The sequence below is a fragment of the Streptomyces sp. NRRL F-4489 genome, assembly GCF_001509485.1.
Taxonomy (GTDB): Bacteria; Actinomycetota; Actinomycetes; order Streptomycetales; family Streptomycetaceae; genus Streptomyces.
The window spans coordinates 1-22,723 of record NZ_LLZI01000257.1; the positions used below are offsets into that span (position 1 = coordinate 1).

A 22,723-nucleotide genomic window follows, 5' to 3' on the forward strand; every position below is an offset into this window, starting at 1 on the left:
GGGTGCCGGCCGGGGCGCGGTGGGCGGGACCGGACGGGCCGCGTCCGGCAGGACCGCGCCCGGCGGGACCGGACGGGCCGCGTCCGGCAGGACCGCGCCCGGCGGGACCGGACGGCCCGCGTCCGGCGGGCCCGCTGGTGGGGCGGCGGCCGGCGCGGCGCGGCCGGGGGACGGTCGGGGTGGTCGCGGCGGCCCCGGCGGAGGCCGGAGCGGTCGGAGCGGTCCCGGCCGGTACCCCCGGGCCGGGCTGCGCCGGGGCCGGGCGGGGGTCCGCCGGGGCGTCGGTGGGCGCGGTGTGCGCGCTGGTGGTGTCGGTCATCGCGGTGCCCCCTCGTGCCGGGCCCGGCGTCGTTACCGGGCGGTAGCTTGTGGTCGAGGATCTTGGCGGCGGGCCGCGGCGGCGGCAAGGCGCGGGGCCCTCCGCGGGGCGGCGGGCGATTTTCACCCGTCCGTGGCGGCGGCCCGGGATCACGCCGCGAGGCCGGGCCGGCGGCGGTCCCGGCGGCCGGCGGGGCGGGCGCCGCGGCCGCGGCACGAAGGGGGACGCCCGGCCGTATGCTGGCGGGGCATTGTTCTGGATCTAGCGAGAGCGGCTGCCATGCGTGTCTACGTCCCCCTGACGCTTTCCGGGCTCGCCGACGCGCACCGGAGCGGCGAGCTGGGCACCGGCCCGCTGCGCGCGTACGCCGTCACCCCCGCGCTGCGCGAGTGGTACGTCTCGGACGACATCGAGGAGCTGGAGTACGCGGCGCTGAACCGCGCGGCGCAGGCGTCGCTGCGGCTGCTGGCCGGCCACCCCTCGGTGCCCCGGCGGCGGGTCGTGGTGGCGCTGGACGTCCCCGACCGCGACGCGGCGGCCGACCCCGACCGGGGCCTGGATCAGTCGGCGCTGGGCGAGGTGCGGGTCGCCGGACCGGTGCCGCTGTCGAAGGCGGCGGCGGTGCACGTGGACTCCCCGGACGCGGCCCAGGACGTGGCGGCGGCCGCGGCGGCGCTGGGCGCGGCGGACCTCGGCGACGACGACGCGCAGTTCACGGTGGACGGCGCCGAGGACCACGACCTGATGTGGTTCGCGGTGCAGGAGATCCCGCAGTTGCTGGAGTGACGGCCCGCGAGGCGGTTCCGCGCCCGCTCCGGCGGCGTTGTCAGTGGCGCCGGGTACGGTTTCCTCCATGGCAGACGCTCGGGGGAAGGACCGGGGGGACGGTATGAGGAAGCCCGCCGCACATATCGTGTGGGATTGGAACGGGACACTGTTCCACGACACCGACGCCGTCCTGGCGGCGACCAACGCCGCCTTCGCCGAGATCGGCCTGCCCGCCCTCACCCTGGACCGCTATCGGGAGCTGTACCGCGTCCCCGTACCGCTGTTCTACGAGCGGCTGATGGGCCGGCGGCCGACCGAGGCCGAGTGGCTGGTCATGGACGCCGCCTTCCAGCGGCACTACACCGAGCGCCGCGCCGGATGCGGGCTCGCCGACGGCGCGGAGGCGCTGCTGGAGACCTGGCAGGCGGCCGGGCGGAGCCAGTCGATCCTCAGCCTGTTCGGCCACGACGAGCTGATACCCCTGGTCCGCGGCCTGGGGATCGCCGCGCGGTTCGTCCGGGTCGAGGGCCGCACCGGTCCGCCCGGCGGGTCCAAGAGCGCCCACATGGCGCGCCACCTGGCGGCCCTGGAGCGCGTGGACCCGGGGCGTACGGTGGTGATCGGGGACGCCGTGGACGACGCGGTGGCGGCGCGGGACGCGGGCGCCCACGCGGTGCTCTACACGGGCGGTTCGCACAGCCGCGGCAGCCTGGCGGCCACCGGGGCGCCGGTGGTGGACAGCCTCGCCGAGGCCGTGCAGGTCGCGGAGGAGCTGGCCGCCTGAGCGGACGGCCCGGCCGCCCCGTGAGGTCGCGGCCGGCGCTTGCCGCACGTACGCCACCCCGGACACTCCTTGTCCAGAAGGTCTAAGTTAAGGGTGTGGTTTTACGTGGACGGCGCATAACGGGGCACGTTCCGGGAGCGATAGCCTTGCAGCGTGATCAGCGCGATAGTCCGCGGGGGCGGCAAGGCCCCCGCCGAGCGCCCGGGGCACGACCGTGACCGGGCGAGAGCTGATCGTTGCGGCCGCCAATCCATGTCGACTTCGTCAAGAATCGTCGACGACGGCACGGCCTCCCCCCATCGCGGCATAGCGTCGACAGCGACAGGACACCCCGCGTCGCGGTGGCGTTGTGCGGCTTTCCCAGCCCTACCCACGTTTTTCCACGACGTCACGCAACGGCGCGCGACAGGAGCCAGAGGACATGCAGACCAAGCTGGACGAAGCCAAGAACGAGCTGCTCGCGAGGGCCGCACGGGTAGGTGAGAGCAGCCCCGCCGGGTGCGCCCCGGTACGCGGGCTCGACCCGGACACCCTCACGGGATACCTCCAGCGCTACTACCTGCACACCGCCCCCGAGGACCTCACCGACCGCGACCCGGTCGACGTCTTCGGCGCCGCGCTCTCCCACTTCCGCCTGGCCGAGACCCGGCCCCAGGGCACCGCGAATGTGCGCGTGCACACCCCGACCGTCGAGGAGAACGGCTGGACCTGCAGCCACTCCGTCGTCGAGGTGGTCACCGACGACATGCCGTTCCTGGTCGACTCGGTCACCAACGAGCTGTCCCGGCAGGGCCGCGGCATCCACGTCGTGATCCACCCGCAGCTGACCGTCCGCCGGGACGTCACCGGCAAGCTCATCGAGGTCCTCGACGCCAACGGCGAGGTGCACGGCCCCGGCCGCGCCCGCACCGCCGAGCTGCCGCACGACGCGGCCATCGAGTCCTGGATCCACGTCGAGATCGACCGGGAGACCGACAAGGACGACCTCAAGCAGATCACCGCCGATCTGCTGCGGGTGCTCTCCGACGTCCGCGAGTCCGTCGAGGACTGGGACAAGATGCGCTCCACCGCGCTGCGCATCGCCGAGGAGCTGCCCGGCGAGCCGATCGCCGACGCGATCCGCCCCGAGGACACCGAGGAGGCCCGGGAGCTGCTGCGCTGGCTCTCCGACGACCACTTCACCTTCCTCGGCTACCGCGAGTACGAGCTGGCCTCCGCGCCCGGCGAGGACGGCACCGAGGAGGACGTCCTGACCGCCGTGCCCGGTACGGGCCTCGGCATCCTGCGCTCCGACCCGCCGCACCGCGAGAGCGACGCCGGCCACCCCGTCTCGCCGTCCTTCAACCGCCTCCCCGCCGACGCCCGCGCCAAGGCCCGCGAGCCCAAGCTGCTCATCCTCACCAAGGCCAACAGCCGCGCCACCGTCCACCGCCCCTCCTACCTCGACTACGTCGGGGTGAAGAAGTTCGACAAGGACGGCAACGTCACCGGCGAGCGGCGCTTCCTGGGCCTGTTCTCGTCGGCCGCGTACACCGAGTCGGTGCGCCGGGTGCCGGTGATCCGCCGCAAGGTCGCCGAGGTCCTCGACGGCGCCGGCTTCACCCCGCACAGCCACGACGGCCGCGACCTCCTCCAGATCCTGGAGACCTACCCGCGCGACGAGCTGTTCCAGACCCCGGTCGACCAGCTGCGGTCCATCGCCACCAGCGTGCTCTACCTCCAGGAGCGCCGGCGGCTGCGGCTCTACCTCCGCCAGGACGAGTACGGCCGCTACTACTCCGCCCTCGTCTACCTCCCCCGGGACCGCTACACCACCGCCGTCCGGCTGCGGCTGATCGACATCCTCAAGGAGGAGCTGGGCGGCACCAGCGTCGACTTCACGGCCTGGAACACCGAGTCGGTGCTCTCCCGGCTGCACTTCCTCATCCGCGTCGAGCCCGGCACCCGGCTGCCGGAGCTGACCGACGCGGACGTGGACCGCATCGAGGCCCGCCTGGTGGAGGCCGCCCGCTCCTGGGCCGACGGCTTCGCCGAGGCGCTGACCGCCGAGGCCGGCGAGGAGCGCGCCGCCGAGCTGCTGCGCCGCTACGCCCACGCCTTCCCCGAGGGCTACAAGGCCGACAACAGCCCGCGCGCCGCCGTCGCCGACCTCACCCACCTGGAGAAGGTCGCCCAGGAGCCCGGCCGGGACTTCTCGGTCAGCCTCTACGAGCCGGTCAACGCCGGCCCCGGCGAGCGCCGCTTCAAGATCTACAGCCAGGGCGAGCCGGTCTCCCTGTCCAAGGTGCTGCCGGGCCTGAACCGCCTGGGCGTCGAGGTCATCGACGAGCGCCCGCACGAGCTGCGCCGCACCGACGGCACGGTCGCCTGGATCTACGACTTCGGTCTGCGGATCCCCGAGCACATCTCGGGCGACGACGCCCGCGAGCGCTTCCAGGACGCGTTCACCGCCGTGTGGACGGGCGCCGCCGAGAGCGACAACTTCAACAAGCTGGTGCTGTGCGCCGGGCTCGACTGGCGCCAGGCGATGGTGCTGCGGGCCTACGCCAAGTACCTCCGCCAGGCCGGTTCGACGTTCAGCCAGACGTACATGGAGGACACCCTCTCCAACAACGTCCACACCACCCGGCTGCTGGTCTCGCTCTTCGAGGCGCGGATGTCGCCGGAGCGGCAGAGCGCCGGCCGGGAGCTGACCGACGGGCTGCTGGAGGAGCTGGACGGCGCCCTGGACCAGGTCGCCTCGCTGGACGAGGACCGCATCCTGCGCGCCTTCCTCACCGTCATCAAGGCGACCCTGCGCACCAACCACTACCAGCGCGACAGCGAGGGCCGCCCGCACTCCTACCTGTCGATCAAGCTGGACCCGCAGGCCATCCCCGACCTGCCGGCGCCCCGCCCGGCGTACGAGATCTGGGTGTACTCGCCCCGCGTCGAGGGCGTCCACCTGCGGTTCGGCAAGGTCGCGCGCGGCGGTCTGCGCTGGTCGGACCGGCGGGAGGACTTCCGCACCGAGATCCTCGGCCTGGTCAAGGCGCAGATGGTGAAGAACACCGTCATCGTGCCGGTCGGCGCCAAGGGCGGCTTCGTCGGCAAGCGGCTGCCGGACCCGGCGCAGGACCGCGACGCGTGGCTGGCCGAGGGCATCGCCTGCTACAAGACCTTCATCTCCGGTCTGCTGGACATCACCGACAACCTCGTCGGCGGCGAGGTCGTCCCGCCCCGGGACGTGGTCCGGCACGACGGCGACGACACCTACCTCGTCGTCGCCGCCGACAAGGGCACCGCGACGTTCTCCGACATCGCCAACGAGGTCGCCGAGTCGTACGGCTTCTGGCTGGGCGACGCGTTCGCCTCCGGCGGCAGCGCCGGCTACGACCACAAGGGCATGGGCATCACCGCCCGCGGCGCCTGGGAGTCGGTCAAGCGGCACTTCCGCGAGCTGGGCCACGACACCCAGACGCAGGACTTCACCGTCGTCGGCGTCGGCGACATGTCCGGTGACGTGTTCGGCAACGGCATGCTGCTCAGCGAGCACATCCGGCTGGTGGCCGCCTTCGACCACCGGCACATCTTCCTCGACCCCAAGCCGGACGCGGCGACCTCGTACGCCGAGCGCCGCCGGCTGTTCGAGCTGCCGCGCTCCTCGTGGGCGGACTACGACACCGCGCTGCTGTCGCAGGGCGGCGGCATCCACCCGCGGTCGGCCAAGTCCATCCCGATCAACGCCCAGGTGCGGGCCGCCCTCGGCATCGAGTCCGGCGTCAAGAAGATGACCCCGGCCGAGCTGATGCAGGCCATCCTCAAGGCCCCGGTGGACCTGCTGTGGAACGGCGGCATCGGCACGTACGTCAAGGCGTCGGCCGAGTCGCACGCCGACGTCGGCGACAAGTCCAACGACGCGATCCGCGTCAACGGCGAGGACCTGCGGGTCAAGGTCGTCGGCGAGGGCGGCAACCTCGGCCTGACGCAGCTGGGCCGGATCGAGTTCGCCATGGCCGGCGGGCGGATCAACACCGACGCGATCGACAACAGCGCCGGTGTGGACACCTCCGACCACGAGGTCAACATCAAGATCCTGCTGAACTCCGTCGTCGCGGACGGCGACATGACGGTCAAGCAGCGCAACAAGCTCCTGGCGGAGATGACCGACGAGGTCGGCTCGCTGGTGCTGCGCAACAACTACGCGCAGAACACCGCGCTGGCCCTGGCCCTCGCGCAGTCCTCCAGCATGCTCCACGCCCAGCAGCGCTTCATGCGCCGCCTGGTGCGCGACGGGCATCTGGACCGGGCGCTGGAATTCCTGCCCAGCGACCGGCAGATCCGCGAGCGGCTGAGCGCCGGGCGCGGGCTGACCCAGCCGGAGACCGCGGTCCTGCTCGCCTACACCAAGATCACGGTGGCCGACGAGCTGATCGGCACCGGCCTGCCGGACGACGCCTACCTCCAGCACCTCCTGCACGCCTACTTCCCCACCCAGCTGCGGGAGAACTTCACCGAGCAGGTCGACGGGCACGCGCTGCGCCGCGAGATCGTCACCACGGTGCTGGTCAACGACACCGTCAACACCGGCGGGACGAGCTTCCTGCACCGGATGCGGGAGGAGACCGGGGCGTCCCTGGAGGAGGTCGTCCGGGCGCACACCGCGGCCCGCGCGATCTTCCGGCTCAACCAGGTCTGGGACGACGTCGAGGCGCTCGACAACACCGTGGCCGCCGACGTCCAGACCCGGATCCGGCTGCACTCGCGGCGGCTGGTCGAGCGCGGCACCCGCTGGCTGCTCAACAACCGCCCGCAGCCGCTGGAGCTGTCCGGCACCATCGACTTCTTCGCGGAGCGGGTGGCGCAGGTCTGGGCCGAGCTGCCGAAGCTGCTGCAGGGCAGCGACCTGGAGTGGTACCAGACGATCCTGGAGGAGCTGACCGACGCCGGGGTGCCGGAGCCGCTGGCGGTCCAGGTGTCCGGCTTCTCGTCGGCCTTCCCGGCGCTGGACATCGTCGCCATCGCCGACCGTACGGGCAAGGAGCCGCTGGCCGTCGCGGAGGTCTACTACGACCTCGGCGACCGGCTGCGGATCAACCAGCTGCTGGACCGGATCCTGGAGCTGCCGCGGAACGACCGCTGGCAGTCGATGGCCCGGGCCTCGATCCGCGAGGACCTCTTCGCGGCGCACGCGGCGCTCACGTCGGATGTGCTGGCGATGGGGGACGGGGCGGCGTCGCCGGGGGAGCGGTTCGCGGCCTGGGAGGACGCGAACGCGGCGATTCTGACGCGGGCGCGGGCGACGCTGGAGGAGATCCACGGGTCGGAGGGGTTCGATCTGGCGAACCTTTCCGTCGCCATGCGGACTATGCGGACGCTGCTGCGTACGCATAGCTGAGGCCGGGGGCGGCGCCTGGGGCGCCTGCCCTTTTGCCCTCAAGCGCCGGGCGGGCTTTGGGCCTGTCCGGCGCTTGTGCGTTGCGCTGGCGCGGGCCGGGGCCCGGTGGGGTGCGGTGGTGGGCCCGTGCGGGCGGGGTATCGCTGCGCTCGTCCTCAAGCGCCGGACGGGCTTGAATTTGTCCTCAAGCGCCGGACGGGCTTGGTTTTGGCCTCAAGCGCCGGACGGGCTGGGATTGGTCAGCTGTGGGTGAAGGCTTCGTAGGCTGCGAGGACTTCTTCGGTGGGGCCGTCCATGCGGAGGGTGCCTCGTTCGAGCCAGAGGACTCGGTCGCAGGTGTCGCGGATGGAGTTGTTGTTGTGGCTGACGAGGAAGACGGTGCCGGCTTCCTCGCGGAGTTCGCGGATGCGGGCCTCGGAGCGCTTCTGGAAGCGGCGGTCGCCGGTGGCCAGCGCCTCGTCGATGAGGAGGACGTCGTGGTCCTTGGCGGCGGCGATGGAGAAGCGCAGCCGGGCCGCCATACCGGATGAATACGTGCGCATCGGCAGGGAGATGAAGTCGCCCTTCTCGTTGATGCCGGAGAAGTCGACGATGCCGTCGTAGCGGGAGCGGACCTGTTCGCGGCTCATGCCCATGGCCAGGCCGCCGAGCAGGACGTTCTTCTCGCCGGTCAGGTCGTTCATCAGGGCCGCGTTGACGCCCAGCAGGGACGGCTGGCCGTGGGTGTAGACCCGGCCGCGCTCGGCGGGCAGCAGGCCGGCGATGGCCTGGAGCAGGGTGGACTTGCCGGAGCCGTTGGAGCCGATCAGGCCGATGGACTCGCCGCGGTGGGCGGTGAAGGTGACGCCCTTGACGGCGTGCACCTCGCGGACGCCGGTGGCCGGGCCGCGGCGGAGGATGCGGTTGAGGGCCGCGGTGGCGCTGCCCTTGCCGGCGCCGGTGCCGTAGACGCGGTAGACGATGTGGAGGTCGTCGGCGATGACGGTGGGGACGGGGGCGGCGGCTGCCTCAGCCGTGCCGGCCACCTCGGTCGTGTCGGTTGCGTGAGTCGTGCGGGTCATGTCAGCCACGTCCGTAGCGCTCCTCGGCCTTCCAGAAGTAGAGGTAGCCGGCGATTCCGGCCAGCAGGGCCCAGCCGGCCGCGAACGCCCAGACGTGCGGCGGCAGTTGGTGCCGGGTGAAGCTGTCGATCAGGGCGAAGCGCATCAGGTCGATGTAGACCGCGGCGGGGTTGCCGTTCAGCAGCATCAGGACGATCTTCGGCAGGTGCTTGCCCTGGGTGATCACGCTGATGCTGAACATCACGCCGGACGCGTACATCCAGGTCCGCATGATGAACGGCATCAGCTGCGCCAGGTCCGGGGTCCGGGCGCCGAGCCGGGCCATGATCATCGCCAGGCCGGTGTTGAAGACGAACTGCAGCGTCAGGGCGGGCACCACCAGCAGCCAGGACCAGGTGGGCACCTGGCCGAAGGCGAGCAGGATGACCATCAGGACGCCCATGGAGTACAGCAACTGCTGGAGCTGCGCCAGGCAGAACGAGATCGGCAGGCAGGCGCGCGGGAAGTGCAGCGCCCGCACCAGGCCGAGGCTGCCGGAGATGGCCCGGGTGCCGGCCATCACGGAGTTCTGCAGGAAGGTGAAGACGAAGACGCCGGTGACCAGGTACGGGATGTAGTCCGGAACGCCCCGGCGGGTGCCGATCAGCACGCCGAAGATCAAGTAGTAGACGCCGGCGTTGAGCAGCGGGGTGATCACCTGCCAGAGCTGGCCGAGCTTGGCGGTGGTGTACATCGCGGTGAGCTTGGCGGTGGCGAACGAGGCGATGAAGTGCCGGCGCCGCCACAGCTGCCGGGTGTATTCGGGCAGCGAGGGGCGGGCGCCGCTCACCGTGAGGCCGTGGCGTTCGGCGAGGGCGCGCAGCTCCGGGTCGGGTGCGGTGCCGGAGCCGGGCGGCCGGGCGGTCGCCGGGTCGGGGGCGGGGGCCGGGGGCGCGAGGGTCTGGGGCATGCGGCGTTCGCTTTCGCTGTCGGGTGGGGGAGGTGGGGCGGGTGGGGTCGCTTTCGTACGGGGGTGTCGCCGGTGCGGTCGGTGGTGCTTTGGCCGCGCGGTCGGCGGTGACGACGGAACGGGTCCGTATCGTCGTGTCGTCGAGACAGTAGAGCGATCGACGTCGGAACGCAACCGTTGCGACGTACCGCTAGGATCGCGGCATGGCACACGACGGCAACGAGAGCGGGCGCGGCCGCCCGGCGTCCGGGGGGCGGCGGGCCCCGGCCGGCGCCGCCGTGCTGCGGGAGGACAAGACCGCGGCGATCCGCGCGGCGGTCTTCGAGGAGCTGGCCGCGGTCGGTTTCGCGCGGATGTCCATCGAGGGCATCGCGCGGCGGGCCGGGGTCGGCAAGACCGCCGTCTATCGCCGCTGGCGCTCCAAACTGCACCTGGTCCTGGACGTGGTCTCGGCGGTCGCCGCGGCCGGGCTCCCGGCCCCCGACACCGGGACGCTGCGCGGCGATGTGCGGATGCTGCTGGAGGTCGCGGCCCGGGCGCTGCGGCACCCGATGGCCTCGCAGATCATCCCGGACCTGCTGGCCGAGGCGGCGCGCAGCCCGGAGCTGGCCGCGGCGCTGAAGGCCGCGCTGCACGACAGCCAGGAGGGCGTGGCGGCCGCGGTGGTGGCGCGCGCGGTGGAGCGCGGGGAACTGCCCGCGGACGTGGACTCGCGGCTGGCGCTGGACCTGCTGACCGGGCCGCTGTACTGGCGGCTGCTGGTCGTACGCGACGAGGTGCCCGCGGGCTACCTCGACGCGCTGGCGGGGTCGGTGGCGGCGGCGCTGGGCGCGGAGTAGCGCGCGGGGGGCGGGGGCGTACGGCTGCGGGCGGGAGCGTACGGCCGCCGGGTGAGCGCCGTACGCCGGGCGCGGCGGCTGTCGAGGTCCCGGGGCCTGCGCGCTACCAGGCGCCGGGCCCCCGCCCGGTGGCTACGCCTTCTTCCAGAGCGTCACCTTGGTGGCGAAGTCCGGCATGCCGGTCTCCGCGTTCGGGGTCATGCCGGTGATCTCCATCAGGGCGAGGTCCCCGTCGGTGGTCCGCGTGCACAGCAGGGAGCCGACGTGGATCGTCCGGCCCTTGTTCAGGTCCTCGCGGCGGACCTGCTCGGGGAGGACGTCGGCCTGGGCGCCCTCCTGGCAGGCGCGGGCGGTGCGGCCGGTGCTGCGGCCCATCGGGGTCTTGAACTCCAGGCCGATGCCGGAGACGCCGATGTACTGGATCTCGTAGGGGGAGTCGTCTATCTGGACGCGGGTCTCCGTCCGGGGGACGTCGAGGTCGGCGTAGGTGGTGCCGGCCCCGGTGGGGGAGCGCAGGGCGAACGGGCGGTCCTTGAAGACGACCTGGTAGCCGGCGTCCCCGTCGCCGGGCGTGGCGGGCGCGGCGCCGTCCTTCTTGTGCCCGGCGGCGGAGGCGGCGCCGGTGGGCCCGTGCCCGGCGGTGCCGCCGGAGTCCCCGGAACCGCCGGCGCGGGCCACCGTCCAGGTGGCGGCGGCCACCGCGACCAGCGCGACCGCGCCGAGCACCACCCGCCGCGCGCGCCCGCCGGTCCGGCCGGGAGCGGGCGGCGGCGCGCCGGCCCCGGCGGTCGGCATCGCGTGCGGCCCGCCGGGCGGTGGCGGAACGGTACCGGTACGGGTCGTGGCCTGGTGGGGGCCGGCTCCCTGGGTGGGGGTGTAACCGGGCGGGACCTCGGTCGGCGGGTGGCCGGGCGGCGGCGGGGCGGCGGCCGGGGGCGGTTCCGGCAGCTGCCGGGCGGCGCGCTCGCGGCGGGCGATCTCGGTGGCCAGGGCCTCCGGCAGCCAGCCGTCGAAGTCGCCCGGCCCGTGCCCGGACGCCTCCTGGCACGCCTCGGCCACCTCTGCCGGGGTGGGCCGCTCCCCGGGGTCGGCGGCCAGGCAGCGGGTGAGCAGCGGCCGCAGCGCGTCCGGGTAGCCGGACAGGTCCGGGGCCCGATCGGCGGTGTTGGCGATCCGGGCCGCGACGGTGATCGCGGCGCCGTCCCCGTACGGGTGGCGGCCGGTGGCCGCGACCGCGGCGATCAGGCCCAGCGAGAAGACGTCGGCGGCCGGGGTGACCTGCTCGCCGGCGGCGTGCTCGGGGGACATGTACTGCGGGGTGCCGATGAAACCGCCGCTGCGGGTGAGCTGGGTGGCGTCGGCGGCGCGGGCGATGCCGAAGTCGATGACGTAGGGCCCCTGCGGGCCGAGCAGGATGTTGCTGGGCTTGAGGTCCCGGTGGACGATGCCGGCGGCGTGCACCGAGGCGAGCGCGCCGGCCGCCGCGCCGACCAGCCGGAACACCGCGGGCAGCGGCAGCGGACCGTCCCGCAGCGCCTCGTCCAGCGGCAGGCCGGGGATGAACGCGGTGGCCAGCCAGGGGAGTTCGCCGCCGGTGTCGTGGTCGAGCACCGGCACGATGTGGTAGCCCTGCACGCGGCGGGCGGCCCGCACCTCCTGTGCGAAGCGGGCGCGGAAGTCCGGGTCCCGGCCGAACTCGCGGCGGATGACCTTCAGGGCGGCGGGCTGGTTGCCCCGGGTGCGGGTGAGGTACACCGACCCCATCCCGCCCTCGCCGAGCCGGGCCAGCAGGCGGTATCCGGCCACCTCCCGCGGGTCGTCGGCGCGCAGCGGGCGGAAGACCTCCGCCCCGCCGTCCCGGGAGCCGCCGGGGCCGTGGGCGTCGTGCGTACTGATGTGGAGCCTCCCCCGATCGAAACCTGCCGGGGGATGGTATCCGCACGGCTGTACGGGAGGGCGGCTCGGCCGGGTCCAACTCGGGGGCGGCGCACGGCAGTCCGTCCCCGGGAGCGGGCCGGGCACCCGGGGACGGCCCCGGCGGGCCGGGTGGCGCACCGTCACGATATGGGGGCCTTACGGCATTTCGGGCGCGCGGTACGGGGGCCGCCCGCAAATACTGGGGAGGTGCCCGGGTCAGGACCCTCAGGACCGTCGCTCGCCCGCCGCCGGCTGCTCCAGGCCACCGGCGGCGCCGTTCTCGCGGCCACCGCGGGCGCCGGGGTGTGGGCCTGGCTCTCCCCGGACACCACCCGCCCGGCCCCGCCGGCCCGCGAGCAGGAGTCCGCCGAGGAGCCGGACGACCAGGTGTTCCTGCACGTCATCGCGCATCCGGACGACGGGCTGTTCTTCATGAACCCGAATCTGGAGCAGGCCATCCGCAGCGGCGCCCGGACCGTCACGGTGTGCCTGACCGGCGGCGAGTCCGACGGCCGGAACGCGCCGCGCGGCACCGCCCGGCACAGCAGGGTGGTCGCCGACCGGTCCGCGTTCGCCCGGGCCCGGGTCAACGGGCTGCTCGCCGCGCACGCCCGGATGGCCACCGGCGACCCCGGCGGCGTCTGGGACGCCGAGGCCCGCAGTGTGCTGCGCGGCTTCCAGGTGGAGGTGCAGACGCTGCGCGCCGCGCCCCAGCACCAGCTGGTCTTCCTGGAGCTGGTCGAGGCCCGCGCGGTCTCCCTGCCGCGCGCCACCAGCCTGCGCGGCCTGTGGCTGGGCGCGGCGGACACGCTGCCCACGCTGCGGCCCGAGGGCAGCCCCGTCCAGCGGGAGTTCCGCTACACCCGCGACCAGGTCACCGAGACCCTGGCCGCGCTGCTGGACTGGGTGCGGCCCACCGTCGTCCGCACCCTGGACCCCAACGCCGTGCACTCCCCCAAGGACCCGCCGCCGGCCCCCGACCCCCGGCTGGCCGGTCTGCGCTACTACGACCACCAGGACCACACCGCCTCCGCCCACTTCACCCAGGCCGCGCTGGCCCGCTACTGGGGGAGCGGCCGGCCGGCCCCGGCCATCGTGGAGAGCTACCTCGGCTACGAGATGGGCGCCCTCCCCAACGACCTGGACCTGGCCGCCGCCCGCCGCAAGGCCGGCACGCTCGACGTCTACGGCTGGGCCGACCACCGGCGCTGCGGCGATCCGGCGGGCTGCGGCGACCGCAAGGTCGGCGGCTCGGCCCTCAACGGCAGTCCGCGCAACTGGACCCGCTCCACCCGGCTGCGCGCCCCCGGCTCCAACGCCTGGGTGCGCCCGGCCCGGGACGGGCGGCTGGTGGCGTTCGCGGTGCTGGGCGGGGCGGCGTACTGCTGGGCGGAGACCGCGCCGGGCAGCGGGCGGTTCGGCGCCCCGGCGCGGGCCGGCGGGCAGATGCTGGAGGGGCAGCTGCACGCGGTGCGGCTGCCGGACGGCGCGTTCCGGCTGTTCGCCTCGCGGACGGTGCTGCCGGGGCCGGACACCGACCACTGCCGGGAGCTGGTCACCGCGGCGCAGACCGCGGTCCGGCGGGACGGGGTGCCGGTCTTCGGGGAGTGGGAGTCGCTGGGCACACCGGACCCGGAGCCGGTCCGGTCCCTGGAGACCGGCTTCCCGGCCGCGGTGGCGGCCCCGGACGGCACGGTGCACGTCTTCGCCCGCGCCTGGGACGGCGGGATCGGCCACCGCAGCCGGGCGCGCGGCGGGGAGTGGACGCCGTGGGACCGGCTGGAGGGCCCGGCCGGCGTCGGCACGCTGAAGGCGTCCCCGCAGGTCGTCGACGGGATCGACGCCTGTGTGGACGACGGGGGGCTGCTCCACCTGGTGGCGCCGAGCGCCCACACCGTGCAGCACTGGGTGTCCAAGGAGCCGGGGGAGGTGCCGCGGCCGGGCGCGGCCACCGGGCTGCCGGAGCCGGCCGGACCGGTCAGCGTGGTGCCGCTGCCGGGCGGCCTGGTGCGGATCGCCTACCGGCAGGCGGACACCGCCCGGGTGCTGATCGCCGAGCGGCAGCGGGCCATCGGCGGCTGGCGGGTGACCGCGCAGTGCGAACGGGCCGGCGGCTACGGGCGGGTGGCGCTGGCGGCGGCCGGCGGCGACCGGATGGTGCTGGCCGCCCGGGACGACGCCGGGGACGTCCGGGTGGCGATGGCGCAGACCGCGCCCAAGCCGTGGCAGCGCTGCCGGCTGGCGCATTCGGCGGCGGCCGGGGTGGCGGCCGACGCGGCCGGCCGGGCGGTGCTGGTGGCGCTCGGCAACGACGGCCGGCTCTACGCGGCCCGGCAGCAGCGGGCCGGGCAGACCGCGCCGTTCCGGGGCTGGCGGGTTCAGGCCGCCTCGCCGGAGCGCTCCGGCGGCGCGCCCGGCTGAGCGGCCGGCCCGGTGCGGCGGGCCGGGGGCCGCAGGATCCGCCGGGAGACCGCGAAGGTGACCGGCAGCGCCAGCAGCGCAGCGGCCAGCGGCGCGGCCCTGCTGTCCATCCCCAGCCAGCTCACCAGCGCCACCAGCCCGGCGCTCTGCACCGCGTAGTTGGTGGCCTGGGTCAGCGGGAAGAGCAGGAACTTCCGCCAGCTGGGGCGGGTGCGGTAGGTGAAGTAGGTGTTCAGGAAGAACGAGCCGGTCAGGCTGACCGCGAACGCCGCCGAGTACGCCGCGAAGTACGGCAGCGCCCGGTGCAGCGGCAGGTAACAGGCGTAGAAGACGGCGGTGTTGACGACGCCGACGAGCGTGAAGCGGGCCACCTGGCCCCAGGGGACCGCCGCGGCCGGACCGCGCATCAGCGGGACCGCGGGGCGGCCGCGGCGGTGCCGGGCGGGGCGGAGGCGTGCGCCGGCGCGGGGGCGGGCGCGGCGCCGTCGGACTCCTTGACCAGGAAGTGCGGCCGCCGCTTGGTCTCGTAGTAGATCCGCCCGATGTACTCGCCGATCAGCCCGAGCATCACCATCTGCAGACCGCCCAGGCCCGCGATGATGGCCACCAGCGTGACGTAGCCGGGCGCGGTGACCCCGCCGGCGACGGCCGCGCCGATGACCCAGCAGGCGTACAGCGCGGCGAGCGTGGCCAGGCTCAGCCCGGCGTAGATGGCGGCGCGCAGCGGGCGGCAGTTGAACGAGATCATCCCGTCGATGCCGTAGTTGACGAGCGAGCCGAAGCGCCACTTGGTCTCGCCGGCCTCGCGGGCGGCGTTGCGGTAGTCGAAGGTGACGGTGTCGAAGCCGATCCAGGAGAACAGGCCCTTGGAGAAGCGGTTGTACTCCGGCAGCGCGAGCAGCGCGTCCACCGCCTTGCGGGACAGCAGCCGGAAGTCGCCCGCGCCGTCGACGAGTTCGACGTCGATCCAGGTGTTGACGGCGCGGTAGTACAGGCGGCTGAGGGCGGTGCGCAGCCGCCGGTCGCCGTCCCGGCTGCGCCGGGCGATGACCTGGTCGTGGCCGAGCTGGTAGAGGTCGAGCATCTTCTCGACCAGGCCGGGCGGGTGCTGGAGGTCGGCGTCCATGAGGATGACCGCGTCGCCGGTGGCGGCCCGGAGCCCGGCCAGCATCGCCGCCTCCTTGCCGAAGTTGCGGCTGAAGGAGAGGTAGCGGGTGGTGGAGCGGTGCTGCTGGGCGAGGGCGCGCAGCCGGGGGAGGGTCCCGTCGCGGCTGCCGTCGTCCACGTAGCACAGCTCGTACTCGACCGCGAGGCGGTCCAGGACGGCGCGCAGCTGGTCGTCGAAACGGCCTATGACGGCTTCTTCGTTGTAGCAGGGCACGACGATGGAGAGCTTCATGGGCGGGCCTTTTCGCCGGGGACAGGGGGCGGCCGAAACGGCGCCCCCTGAAAGGCCATTGTACGAATCGGGGCAAAGCGCACTATTCGGGCGGTGGCTCGGGAGTGAACCGCTGCCTCCGGCGCACCGCTCCGACGCCCGCCACCGCGCCCGCGGCCAGCGCCCCGGCCCCGCTCGCCGCCAGCCCCGCGGCCAGCCCCGGCGGCGTGTACGCGCACTCCAGCCGGGCCGCCCCGGCGGGCAGCGGCACGGCCGCCAGCCCCTCGAACGCCCGCGGCGGCCGGGCCGGCCCGCCGTCCACCGAACAGCCCCACCCGGGCACCGCCGGCAGCGTGAGCACCGTCGTCCCGGCCCGCCCCGGCCGCAGCCGCGCGGCCAGCCCGTGGCCGCCCGCGGTCAGCCGCACCGGCCCCTCCACCGCCCGCACCGCCGCCGCGAGCCGGCCCGGCGGCAGGCAGCCCACCGCCCGCTCCGGCACGTACGGCAGGCCCGGCCCGGCGAACCGCACCCGCACCACCCCGTCCGCCGGGACGGTCCCCAGCCGCCGCAGCGGATTGGCGGTGGTGTCCCACCGGCCCACCGCCCGCCAGCCCGTCCCCGGCCCGGCGACCTCGCCCGCGAACCACGGCACGTACACCAGCACCTGCCCGCCCGGGGTGCAGCGCGCGGTGAAGACCGTCCCGGCGGGGGCCGCCGCGCCGGGCGGGGCGGCACCGGGGGCGGCCGGCAGCAGCCAGCCGCCCGGGGCCCGCGCCGGGGCCGGGCCGCCTGCGGGCACCAGCCGCGGCACCTCGTAGAGGCGGGCGCCCAGCACCCGCTCCTGGCGGGCGAAGACGGTGTCCGGGCCGGGCGCCGGCAGCGGGCCGCGCCGCACTGCCAGCAGGGGCGCCGCCGGGCCCCGGGCGACGGTGTACCGGCCGCGCGGGCCCCCGCCCGGCGGCGTCAGCTGCGAACTGCTCACCGCCATCAGCGCCCGGCCCACCGGGTCCTCGAAGCTCAGCGTGTGCCGGCCCCGGATGTACCAGCCGGCGCCCAGCCCGCGCAGCGCCCGCGCGGTCGCCGCCGGCACATAGCTGCTGTAGTACGCGCCGCCCTCGCCGCCGAGCAGCAGCGGATCGTTGTCGGCGAACTCGTGCGGGCCCGGGTCCGTACGGGAGCGCGGCCAGTCGTCGCGCGCCAGCAGCCCCCGCCGGGTGGCCAGCGCCCCCTGGGTCAGCGTCAGCTTCGGCCGGAACCACGGGATGGCGTCCCGTACGGCCGTCACCGTGTACGCCGTGTACGCCGCGCCCGCCGTGACCGCGCAGACCAGCGCCCCGGTGGCCGCCGCCCGCACCCGGGGCCGCACCCCGCCGCCCGCCAGGGCCAGCAGCGCGGCCAGCGCCACCGCGCCGCCGCCGGCCGCCACCACCCACGTCGCCGGGCCCACCGCCGCCCGGTCCCGGCAGCACCACAGCACCACCGCGACCAGCCCCGCGCCGGCCGCCAGCTCGCGCCGCCGCGGCCGGTGCGCCAGCGCCAGCCACGCCATCATCACCAGCACCCCGCTGAGCACGAACGCGGCCCGGAACGGGCTCCCGTTGGGCAGCGCCAGCCCGTGCCACACCAGGATCGCCGGCCGCCACCCGAACGACACCGCCACCCCCACCGCCAGCACCGCCCACCCGGCCCGCACCCGGCCCGGTACCGCCCGGACGAACGGGAACGCGGCCACCAGCAGCAGCCCCAGCACCCCGATGGCGATCCGGGGCGCCGGCACGCCCGCGTAGCCGCCCGGCAGCAGCTGCGCCAGCATGTCCAGCGGCGGCGGCGCGCCCCGGTACACCGCCTCCGGCGGCGGCTGCGCGGCCCGGCTCGCCGCGAACGTCACCGTCAGCACCGGCGCGGCCAGCGCGATCCCGGCGGCCGCCATGCCCGCCGCCCGCCCGGCCGCCCGCAGCCGCGCGCCGGCCGGCCCGGCGTCCTCGGTCAGCAGCCGCACCGCCAGCACCAGCCCGGTGGCCAGGGTGGCCATCGCCGCGGTGTAGAAGTTCCCGGCCCAGGCCAGCGCCACCAGCAGCGTCCCGGCCACCCAGCGCACCCGCCGCAGGCACCAGTCCGCGGCGATCCCCAGCAGCGGCAGCGAGACCAGCCCCCACATCCACATCGGGTCGGCGTACCCGTCGTGCAGCACCCAGGCGCACAGCCCGTAGCCCACCGCCAGCAGCGCCCGCGGCACCCCCGGGCCCGGCCGCAGCCGCCCCAGCAGGACGGTCATCGCCGCCGCCCCGAGCCCGACGCACCCCAGCGTCACCAGGAACACCGGCAGATCCACCAGCTCCCGGGGGAACAGCTCCACCAGCCACGACAGCGGATTCATCAGATACGTGACGAAATCCGGCAGGAACGGGACGCCGTAGCCGCTGCCCCAGTTGAAGAACAGGTCCCCGCGCGCCGTCCCGTGCAGCAGGTCCCACAGCCGGGCGTGGAAGGGAACGAACTGGTTGCCCAGGTCGTTCACGGCACGGGAGCGGGGCCCGAGCGGATAGCTGCCGTACGCCGCCAGCGCCAGGCAGTACGCGCCCATGGACAGCAGCGCCGCGAGCCCGGGGGCCGCCGCCGCCCGCCACGGCCGGCCCGCGGGCGCGCCGCCGCCGGCCCGCGCCCGGGGGCGGGCAACCTCCCGGGCCCGTACGCCCTCTTGCGGTGCGGAAGGTGTCGGGCTCACCGTCGCTCCTCCCGGGTCGGCGCAGCAGCCCGCGCACGGGGCGCGACGACCGAGTTAGATGGCTTGACGAGGTGGATGGATGTGGCGTGGATGAATGTGGCTTGTTATGACGACTTGGGGCCTTGATTGCTCAATGCCTTGATGATCCGTTTTACCCCGGAGGGGGCGGGGTAGGGCGGGGACCCGCAGGGAAGGAACGGAGGCCGCGCTTCCCGTGTCCGAGAACGCCGCCGGCGCCACCGACGCCGGCCACGCCGAACGGCGCGATCGCTCATCCGACCGCGCCGCCGCGCCGGGCCGCCCGGACGGTCCCGGTCCGGCCGTCACCGTGATCGTGCCCGTCCACAACACCCGCCGCTACCTCGACCGCAGCCTCGGCTCGGTCTTCACCCAGACGCTCGACCCGGACCGGATCGAGATCATCGCGGTGGACGACGGCTCCACCGACGGCAGCGCCGCCTGGCTCGACGCGGCCGCCGCCGAGCACCCCCGGCTCACCGTCGTCCACCAGCCCCCCTCCGGCGGCGCCGGCAAGCCCCGCAACGTCGGCCTGGACCGCGCCACCGGCGACTACGTCTTCTTCCTCGACTCCGACGACCACCTGGGCCCCGAGGCCCTGGAGCGCATGGTGGCGATGGCCGAGGAGCACGGCTCCGACATCGTCCACGGCCGGATCGTCGGCGCCGGCGGCCGCGGCGCCCCCGTGGACCTGCGCACCACCAGCCCCCGCGTCTCGGTCTTCGACTCGCCCGTCTACTGGACCCTGGCCGCCTACAAGCTCTTCCGCCGCGCGTTCCTGGAACGGCACCGGCTGCGGTTCGTGGAGGGCCGGCTGCTCGCCGAGGACCTGCCGTTCGGCATCGCCGCCCTGCTGCGCGCCGGCACCGTCTCCGTCGTCGCCGACCACGACTGCTACTACCTCCACGGCCGCCCCGACGACAGCAACGCCTCCCGCCAGGACGTGGACTGGCCCGACTACCTGGACTACATCGGCACCGTGCTGGCGGGCCTGGCGGACGAGGTGCCGCCCGGCCCGGACCGCGACCGGCTCATGGTCCGCCACTTCCACGGCGAGATACTCATGCCGTTCGCGGCCCCCTACCTCGCCCGCGACGAGGCCGGCCGGCGCGCGATGCGCGAGGCCGCGCGGCCCCTGGTCGACCGCTACCTCACCGACCGGGTCCTCACCGCCCTCCCGCCCCGCCTCCGCCTCCGGGCGCACTGCCTCCGCACCGGTCTGGCCGCCGAACTGGCCGCCGTGGTCCATGCCGATACCGGGCCCGGCCCGGTGCCGATCCGCGTCGAGAACGGCCGCGCGTACGCCGCCTATCCGACCTTCCGCACGCCGGTGGGGGCGGTGCCGGACGGCCCCGAGGACGCCGTGCGGCCGCTGCCGGACGGGCCCCAGGACTCCGTACGCCCGCTGCCGGACGGCCCGGACGTCCCGCTACGCCCGCTGCCGGACGGCCTCCACGACCTCACCGACCGGGTCGCCGTCCGCCAGCGCCTGGACCGCGTCGAGTGGGTCGGCGGCGTCCTCCACCTGCACGGCACCGCCGCCCTGCCCCCGCTCGGCCCCGCCACCGCCGAACTCGTCCTGCACCGCGCCGGCGCCCACCTCCGCGTCCCCGCCGACACCGCCCCCGACGGCAGCTGGCACGCCGCCCTCGACCCGGCCGCGGCCGCCGCCGGCCGGCCGCTCGCGGACGGCGTGTGGGGGCTGAAGATCGCGGTCACGGCGTACGGGGACGCCGGGCCGGCCGGAACGGAGGAAAACGGCGGCGGCCCGGCGGGGCCCGGGGAGGCCCGGCCCGGCCTCCGCCGGGAGGCGTGGCTCGTCCCCGAGGGCGGCGCGTCCGCCACCGACACCACCGCCCGGGTCATCAGCCACGGCCCCGAGGGCCCCACCGTCGCCGCCCTCTTCCTCTCCACCCCGCACGGCCATCTGCACCTCGACCTCGACCACGACGGCGCCCGCCGCCCGCTCGGCACCGACCTGCACGGCGAGGCCACCCGCACCCGCACCGGCCGCGCCACCGTCGACGCCCGCCTCACCCTCCCCGGCTGCCCTGCCGACGCCGCCCTCCAGCTCGTCCTGCGCGACGCCACCCGCACCGTCGCCCTGCGTACGACGGTCGAACGGGCCGCCGGCGACCGCTACCGCACCTGCTCCCGCCTCCGCGGCGGCCCCCCGGGCACCTGGCAGGTCGCCCTCCGCCTCACCGCCGGCACCCTCCGCCGCGAACTCCCGGTCCGCACCCGGGGCGGCCGCCGGACACTCCGGCTGACGGTGCCGGGAGACGGCGGGCCCTGAGGGACGGCGGCCCTGAGGAACCGGGCGGCTGACGGGGCACGAGCCGAGGAGTGGGGGCGGGGGCAGGGGTGAGGCGCACGGCCCGTCCGGCCGCCCCGCCGCCTCAGACCGCCGCCGGGAACGCGTACCGCACCCCCGTCAGCCGCTCCGACACCTCCCACAGCCGCCGCCCCGTCCCCGGATCGGCCGCCGCGTCCGCCAGCCGCACCCGCACCGGCGCGCCCCGCAGCTCCCCCGGCCCGTCCGGCCCGATGAACTCCCCGCCCGCCACGCCCGGTTCGGTCGCCGCGTACAGCTGCGGCAGCGCGCCCCGCTCCGGCGGCTGGGCGAGCAGCGGATTGCCGATCCGCCCGAACACCACCCGCCACAGGCCCACCGTCCCGTTGGTCTGCAGCCCGGTCGCGGTGTAGCCGGGGTGCGCCAGCACACTGCGCACCGGGCTGCCGGCCGCGGTCAGCCGCCGGTGGAGCTCCCGGCCGAAAACGGCGTTGGCGAACTTCGACCGGTTGTAGAAGCCCATCGGGGAGTAGCCGCGCGCCCCGTCGAGGTCGTCGAAGCGCAGCCGCGCGTTCCGGTTCCGGTGGTTGACCGAGCTGACCGTCACCACCCGGGGGTCGCGCCCGGCCGCCAGCCGCTCGAGCAGCAGCCCGGTGAGCGCGAAGTGCCCCAGGTGGTTGCAGGCGAACTGCAGCTCGTGGCCCTGCGCGCTCAGCGTGCGCGGCGGGGCCATCACGCCCGCGTTGTTGACCAGGACGTCCAGCCGCGGGTGGTCGGCGCACAGCCGCTCGGCGAAGGCGCGTACCGAGTCCAGGTCGGCGAGGTCGAGCCGGCGCACCTCCAGCCGGGCGTCCGGCTGCCCGGCGGTGATCTCGGCGGCCGTCCGCCGCCCCTTGGCCTCGTCGCGCACCGCGAGGACGACGTGCCCGCCCCGCCGGGCGAGCGCCCGCGCGGTCTCCCGCCCGAGCCCGCTGCTGGCCCCCGTCACGACGAACACCCGCCCCCGCAGCCCGGGCATCCGCTCGGCGTTCCACGCCGGCCCCGGCTCCCGCTGGTCTTTCCGCTCCCGCTGTCCCCGCTCATCACGCGTCATGCGGCACACCTTGCCCACTTTGGCACTCAGTGTCAATACCGCCCATCAGTGCCGCGTCCGCCGCGCGGTGCCATCCCCCCTTCCCCCCTCGGTACCCTGGTCCGGTGACCACCCGCCCCGCCGCCTCCCTGGCCCAGCGCAAACGCCAAGTCGTCTCCGACGAGCTGACCGGCGCCGCGCTCCAACTCCTGGCGCAGAAGGGCTACGACGCGGTCACCATCGACGAGATCGTCGCCACCGCGGGCGTCTCCCGGCGCACCTTCTTCCGCTACTTCGCGTCCAAGGAGGACGTGGTCGTCCGCTTCCTGGCCGACCTCGGCGCCGGTATGTGCGCGGAACTGGCCGCCCGCCCGGCCGCCGAACCGCCCTCCGCCGCGCTCCGGCACGCCGTCGCGGCCGCCCTCGCCCCCTGCGGCGACCGCGGCGACCACGCCGACCGCGCCCTGCGGGTCGTCCAGCTGATCCTGGGCACCCCGGCGCTGCACGCCCGCTTCCTGGAACGCCAGGCCCAGTGGCGCGACGACCTGACCGCGGAACTGGCCCGCCGCCTGGACCTCGACCCGGCCACCGCCCTGCGTCCCCACCTGGCCGCCGGGATGGCCCTCACCGCCTTCAACACCGTCCTCGCCCGCTGGAGCGGCAGCGACGGCACCGAGCGGCCCGCCCCCCTGGTCGACCGCGCCTTCACGGTCCTCGCACCGGCCCTGGACGCGCACGAGCCGGAGCCCGGGCCGGCCCCCTGAGAGGCCCGACGGCTTGACCCTCCCGCAACAGGAGGCCC

The 22,723-nt window shown here is 75.2% G+C and carries 14 protein-coding genes and 1 pseudogene; 7 read left to right on the forward strand and 8 right to left on the reverse strand.

All coding sequences use genetic code 11. The features are described from left to right. Nucleotides 1-319: pseudogene (locus ADL22_RS36445) on the reverse strand (hypothetical protein); the annotation flags it as partial. A 279-nt stretch (nt 320-598) separates the two neighbouring features. On the opposite strand from ADL22_RS36445, the gene ADL22_RS26585 reads away from it, so the two are divergent. The 3 genes from ADL22_RS26585 (at nt 599) to ADL22_RS26595 (ending at nt 7,248) form a co-directional block, all read left to right on the forward strand. Continuing rightward, nucleotides 599-1,105: a DUF6912 family protein gene (locus tag ADL22_RS26585; RefSeq protein ID WP_066984966.1), complete on the forward strand. Its 507-nt coding sequence runs from the start codon at nt 599-601 to the stop codon at nt 1,103-1,105. A 103-nt stretch (nt 1,106-1,208) separates the two neighbouring features. Then, a complete protein-coding gene (locus tag ADL22_RS26590; protein WP_079064448.1) occupies nt 1,209-1,871 on the forward strand; it encodes an HAD family hydrolase in 663 nt (220 codons plus the stop codon). Between the two features lie 421 nt (nt 1,872-2,292). After that, a complete protein-coding gene (locus ADL22_RS26595) occupies nt 2,293-7,248 on the forward strand; it encodes an NAD-glutamate dehydrogenase (protein WP_066984971.1) in 4,956 nt (1,651 codons plus the stop codon). 239 nt (nt 7,249-7,487) lie between these two features. Here the strand turns inward: ADL22_RS26595 and ADL22_RS26600 are convergent, their stop codons facing one another. Continuing rightward, a complete protein-coding gene (locus ADL22_RS26600; RefSeq protein ID WP_079064449.1) occupies nt 7,488-8,309 on the reverse strand; it encodes an ABC transporter ATP-binding protein in 822 nt (273 codons plus the stop codon). 1 nt (nt 8,310) lies between these two features. Next, complete coding sequence (locus ADL22_RS26605) at nt 8,311-9,258, reverse strand: ABC transporter permease (RefSeq protein WP_066984974.1); 948 nt, start codon at nt 9,256-9,258, stop codon at nt 8,311-8,313. Between the two features lie 203 nt (nt 9,259-9,461). Here ADL22_RS26605 and ADL22_RS26610 point away from each other — a divergent pair, with 203 nt between their 5' ends. Then, nucleotides 9,462-10,097 (forward strand): TetR/AcrR family transcriptional regulator, encoded by a 636-nt coding sequence (locus ADL22_RS26610; protein ID WP_066984984.1) that lies wholly within the window; start codon nt 9,462-9,464, stop codon nt 10,095-10,097. A 132-nt stretch (nt 10,098-10,229) separates the two neighbouring features. On the opposite strand, the gene ADL22_RS36735 is transcribed toward ADL22_RS26610, so the two are convergent. After that, the gene (locus ADL22_RS36735; protein ID WP_107116399.1) at nt 10,230-11,903 is read right to left on the reverse strand and encodes a serine/threonine-protein kinase; all 1,674 of its coding nucleotides are present in this window, start codon (nt 11,901-11,903) and stop codon (nt 10,230-10,232) included. Nucleotides 11,904-12,221: 318 nt separating this feature from the next. On the opposite strand from ADL22_RS36735, the gene ADL22_RS26620 reads away from it, so the two are divergent. Then, on the forward strand, nt 12,222-14,435 hold the full coding sequence (locus ADL22_RS26620) for a PIG-L family deacetylase (RefSeq protein ID WP_066984985.1): 2,214 nt from the start codon (nt 12,222-12,224) through the stop codon (nt 14,433-14,435). On the opposite strand, the gene ADL22_RS26625 is transcribed toward ADL22_RS26620, so the two are convergent. The 3 genes from ADL22_RS26625 to ADL22_RS26635 form a co-directional block, all read right to left on the reverse strand. Continuing rightward, nucleotides 14,393-14,842, reverse strand: coding sequence for a GtrA family protein (locus ADL22_RS26625; protein ID WP_066984987.1), 450 nt, complete (start codon nt 14,840-14,842; stop codon nt 14,393-14,395). The two genes, ADL22_RS26620 and ADL22_RS26625, sit on opposite strands and share 43 nt — an antisense overlap. Further along, nucleotides 14,842-15,834 (reverse strand): glycosyltransferase family 2 protein, encoded by a 993-nt coding sequence (locus ADL22_RS26630; RefSeq protein ID WP_066984988.1) that lies wholly within the window; start codon nt 15,832-15,834, stop codon nt 14,842-14,844. Before ADL22_RS26630 ends, ADL22_RS26625 begins: the two co-directional genes overlap by 1 nt. An 82-nt stretch (nt 15,835-15,916) precedes the next feature. Beyond that, entirely contained in the window at nt 15,917-18,538 is a 2,622-nt protein-coding gene (locus ADL22_RS26635; RefSeq protein ID WP_066984989.1) for a YfhO family protein, read from the reverse strand. Nucleotides 18,539-18,752: 214 nt separating this feature from the next. Between ADL22_RS26635 and ADL22_RS26640 the strand changes: the two genes are divergently transcribed. Further along, nucleotides 18,753-20,852 (forward strand): glycosyltransferase family 2 protein, encoded by a 2,100-nt coding sequence (locus ADL22_RS26640; protein WP_079064451.1) that lies wholly within the window; start codon nt 18,753-18,755, stop codon nt 20,850-20,852. Nucleotides 20,853-20,955: 103 nt separating this feature from the next. On the opposite strand, the gene ADL22_RS26645 is transcribed toward ADL22_RS26640, so the two are convergent. Further along, nucleotides 20,956-21,942, reverse strand: coding sequence for an oxidoreductase (locus tag ADL22_RS26645; protein ID WP_066984992.1), 987 nt, complete (start codon nt 21,940-21,942; stop codon nt 20,956-20,958). A 104-nt stretch (nt 21,943-22,046) separates the two neighbouring features. On the opposite strand from ADL22_RS26645, the gene ADL22_RS26650 reads away from it, so the two are divergent. Next, the gene (locus ADL22_RS26650; RefSeq protein WP_066984994.1) at nt 22,047-22,685 is read left to right on the forward strand and encodes a TetR family transcriptional regulator; all 639 of its coding nucleotides are present in this window, start codon (nt 22,047-22,049) and stop codon (nt 22,683-22,685) included. The last annotated feature ends 38 nt before the right edge of the window (nt 22,686-22,723 follow it).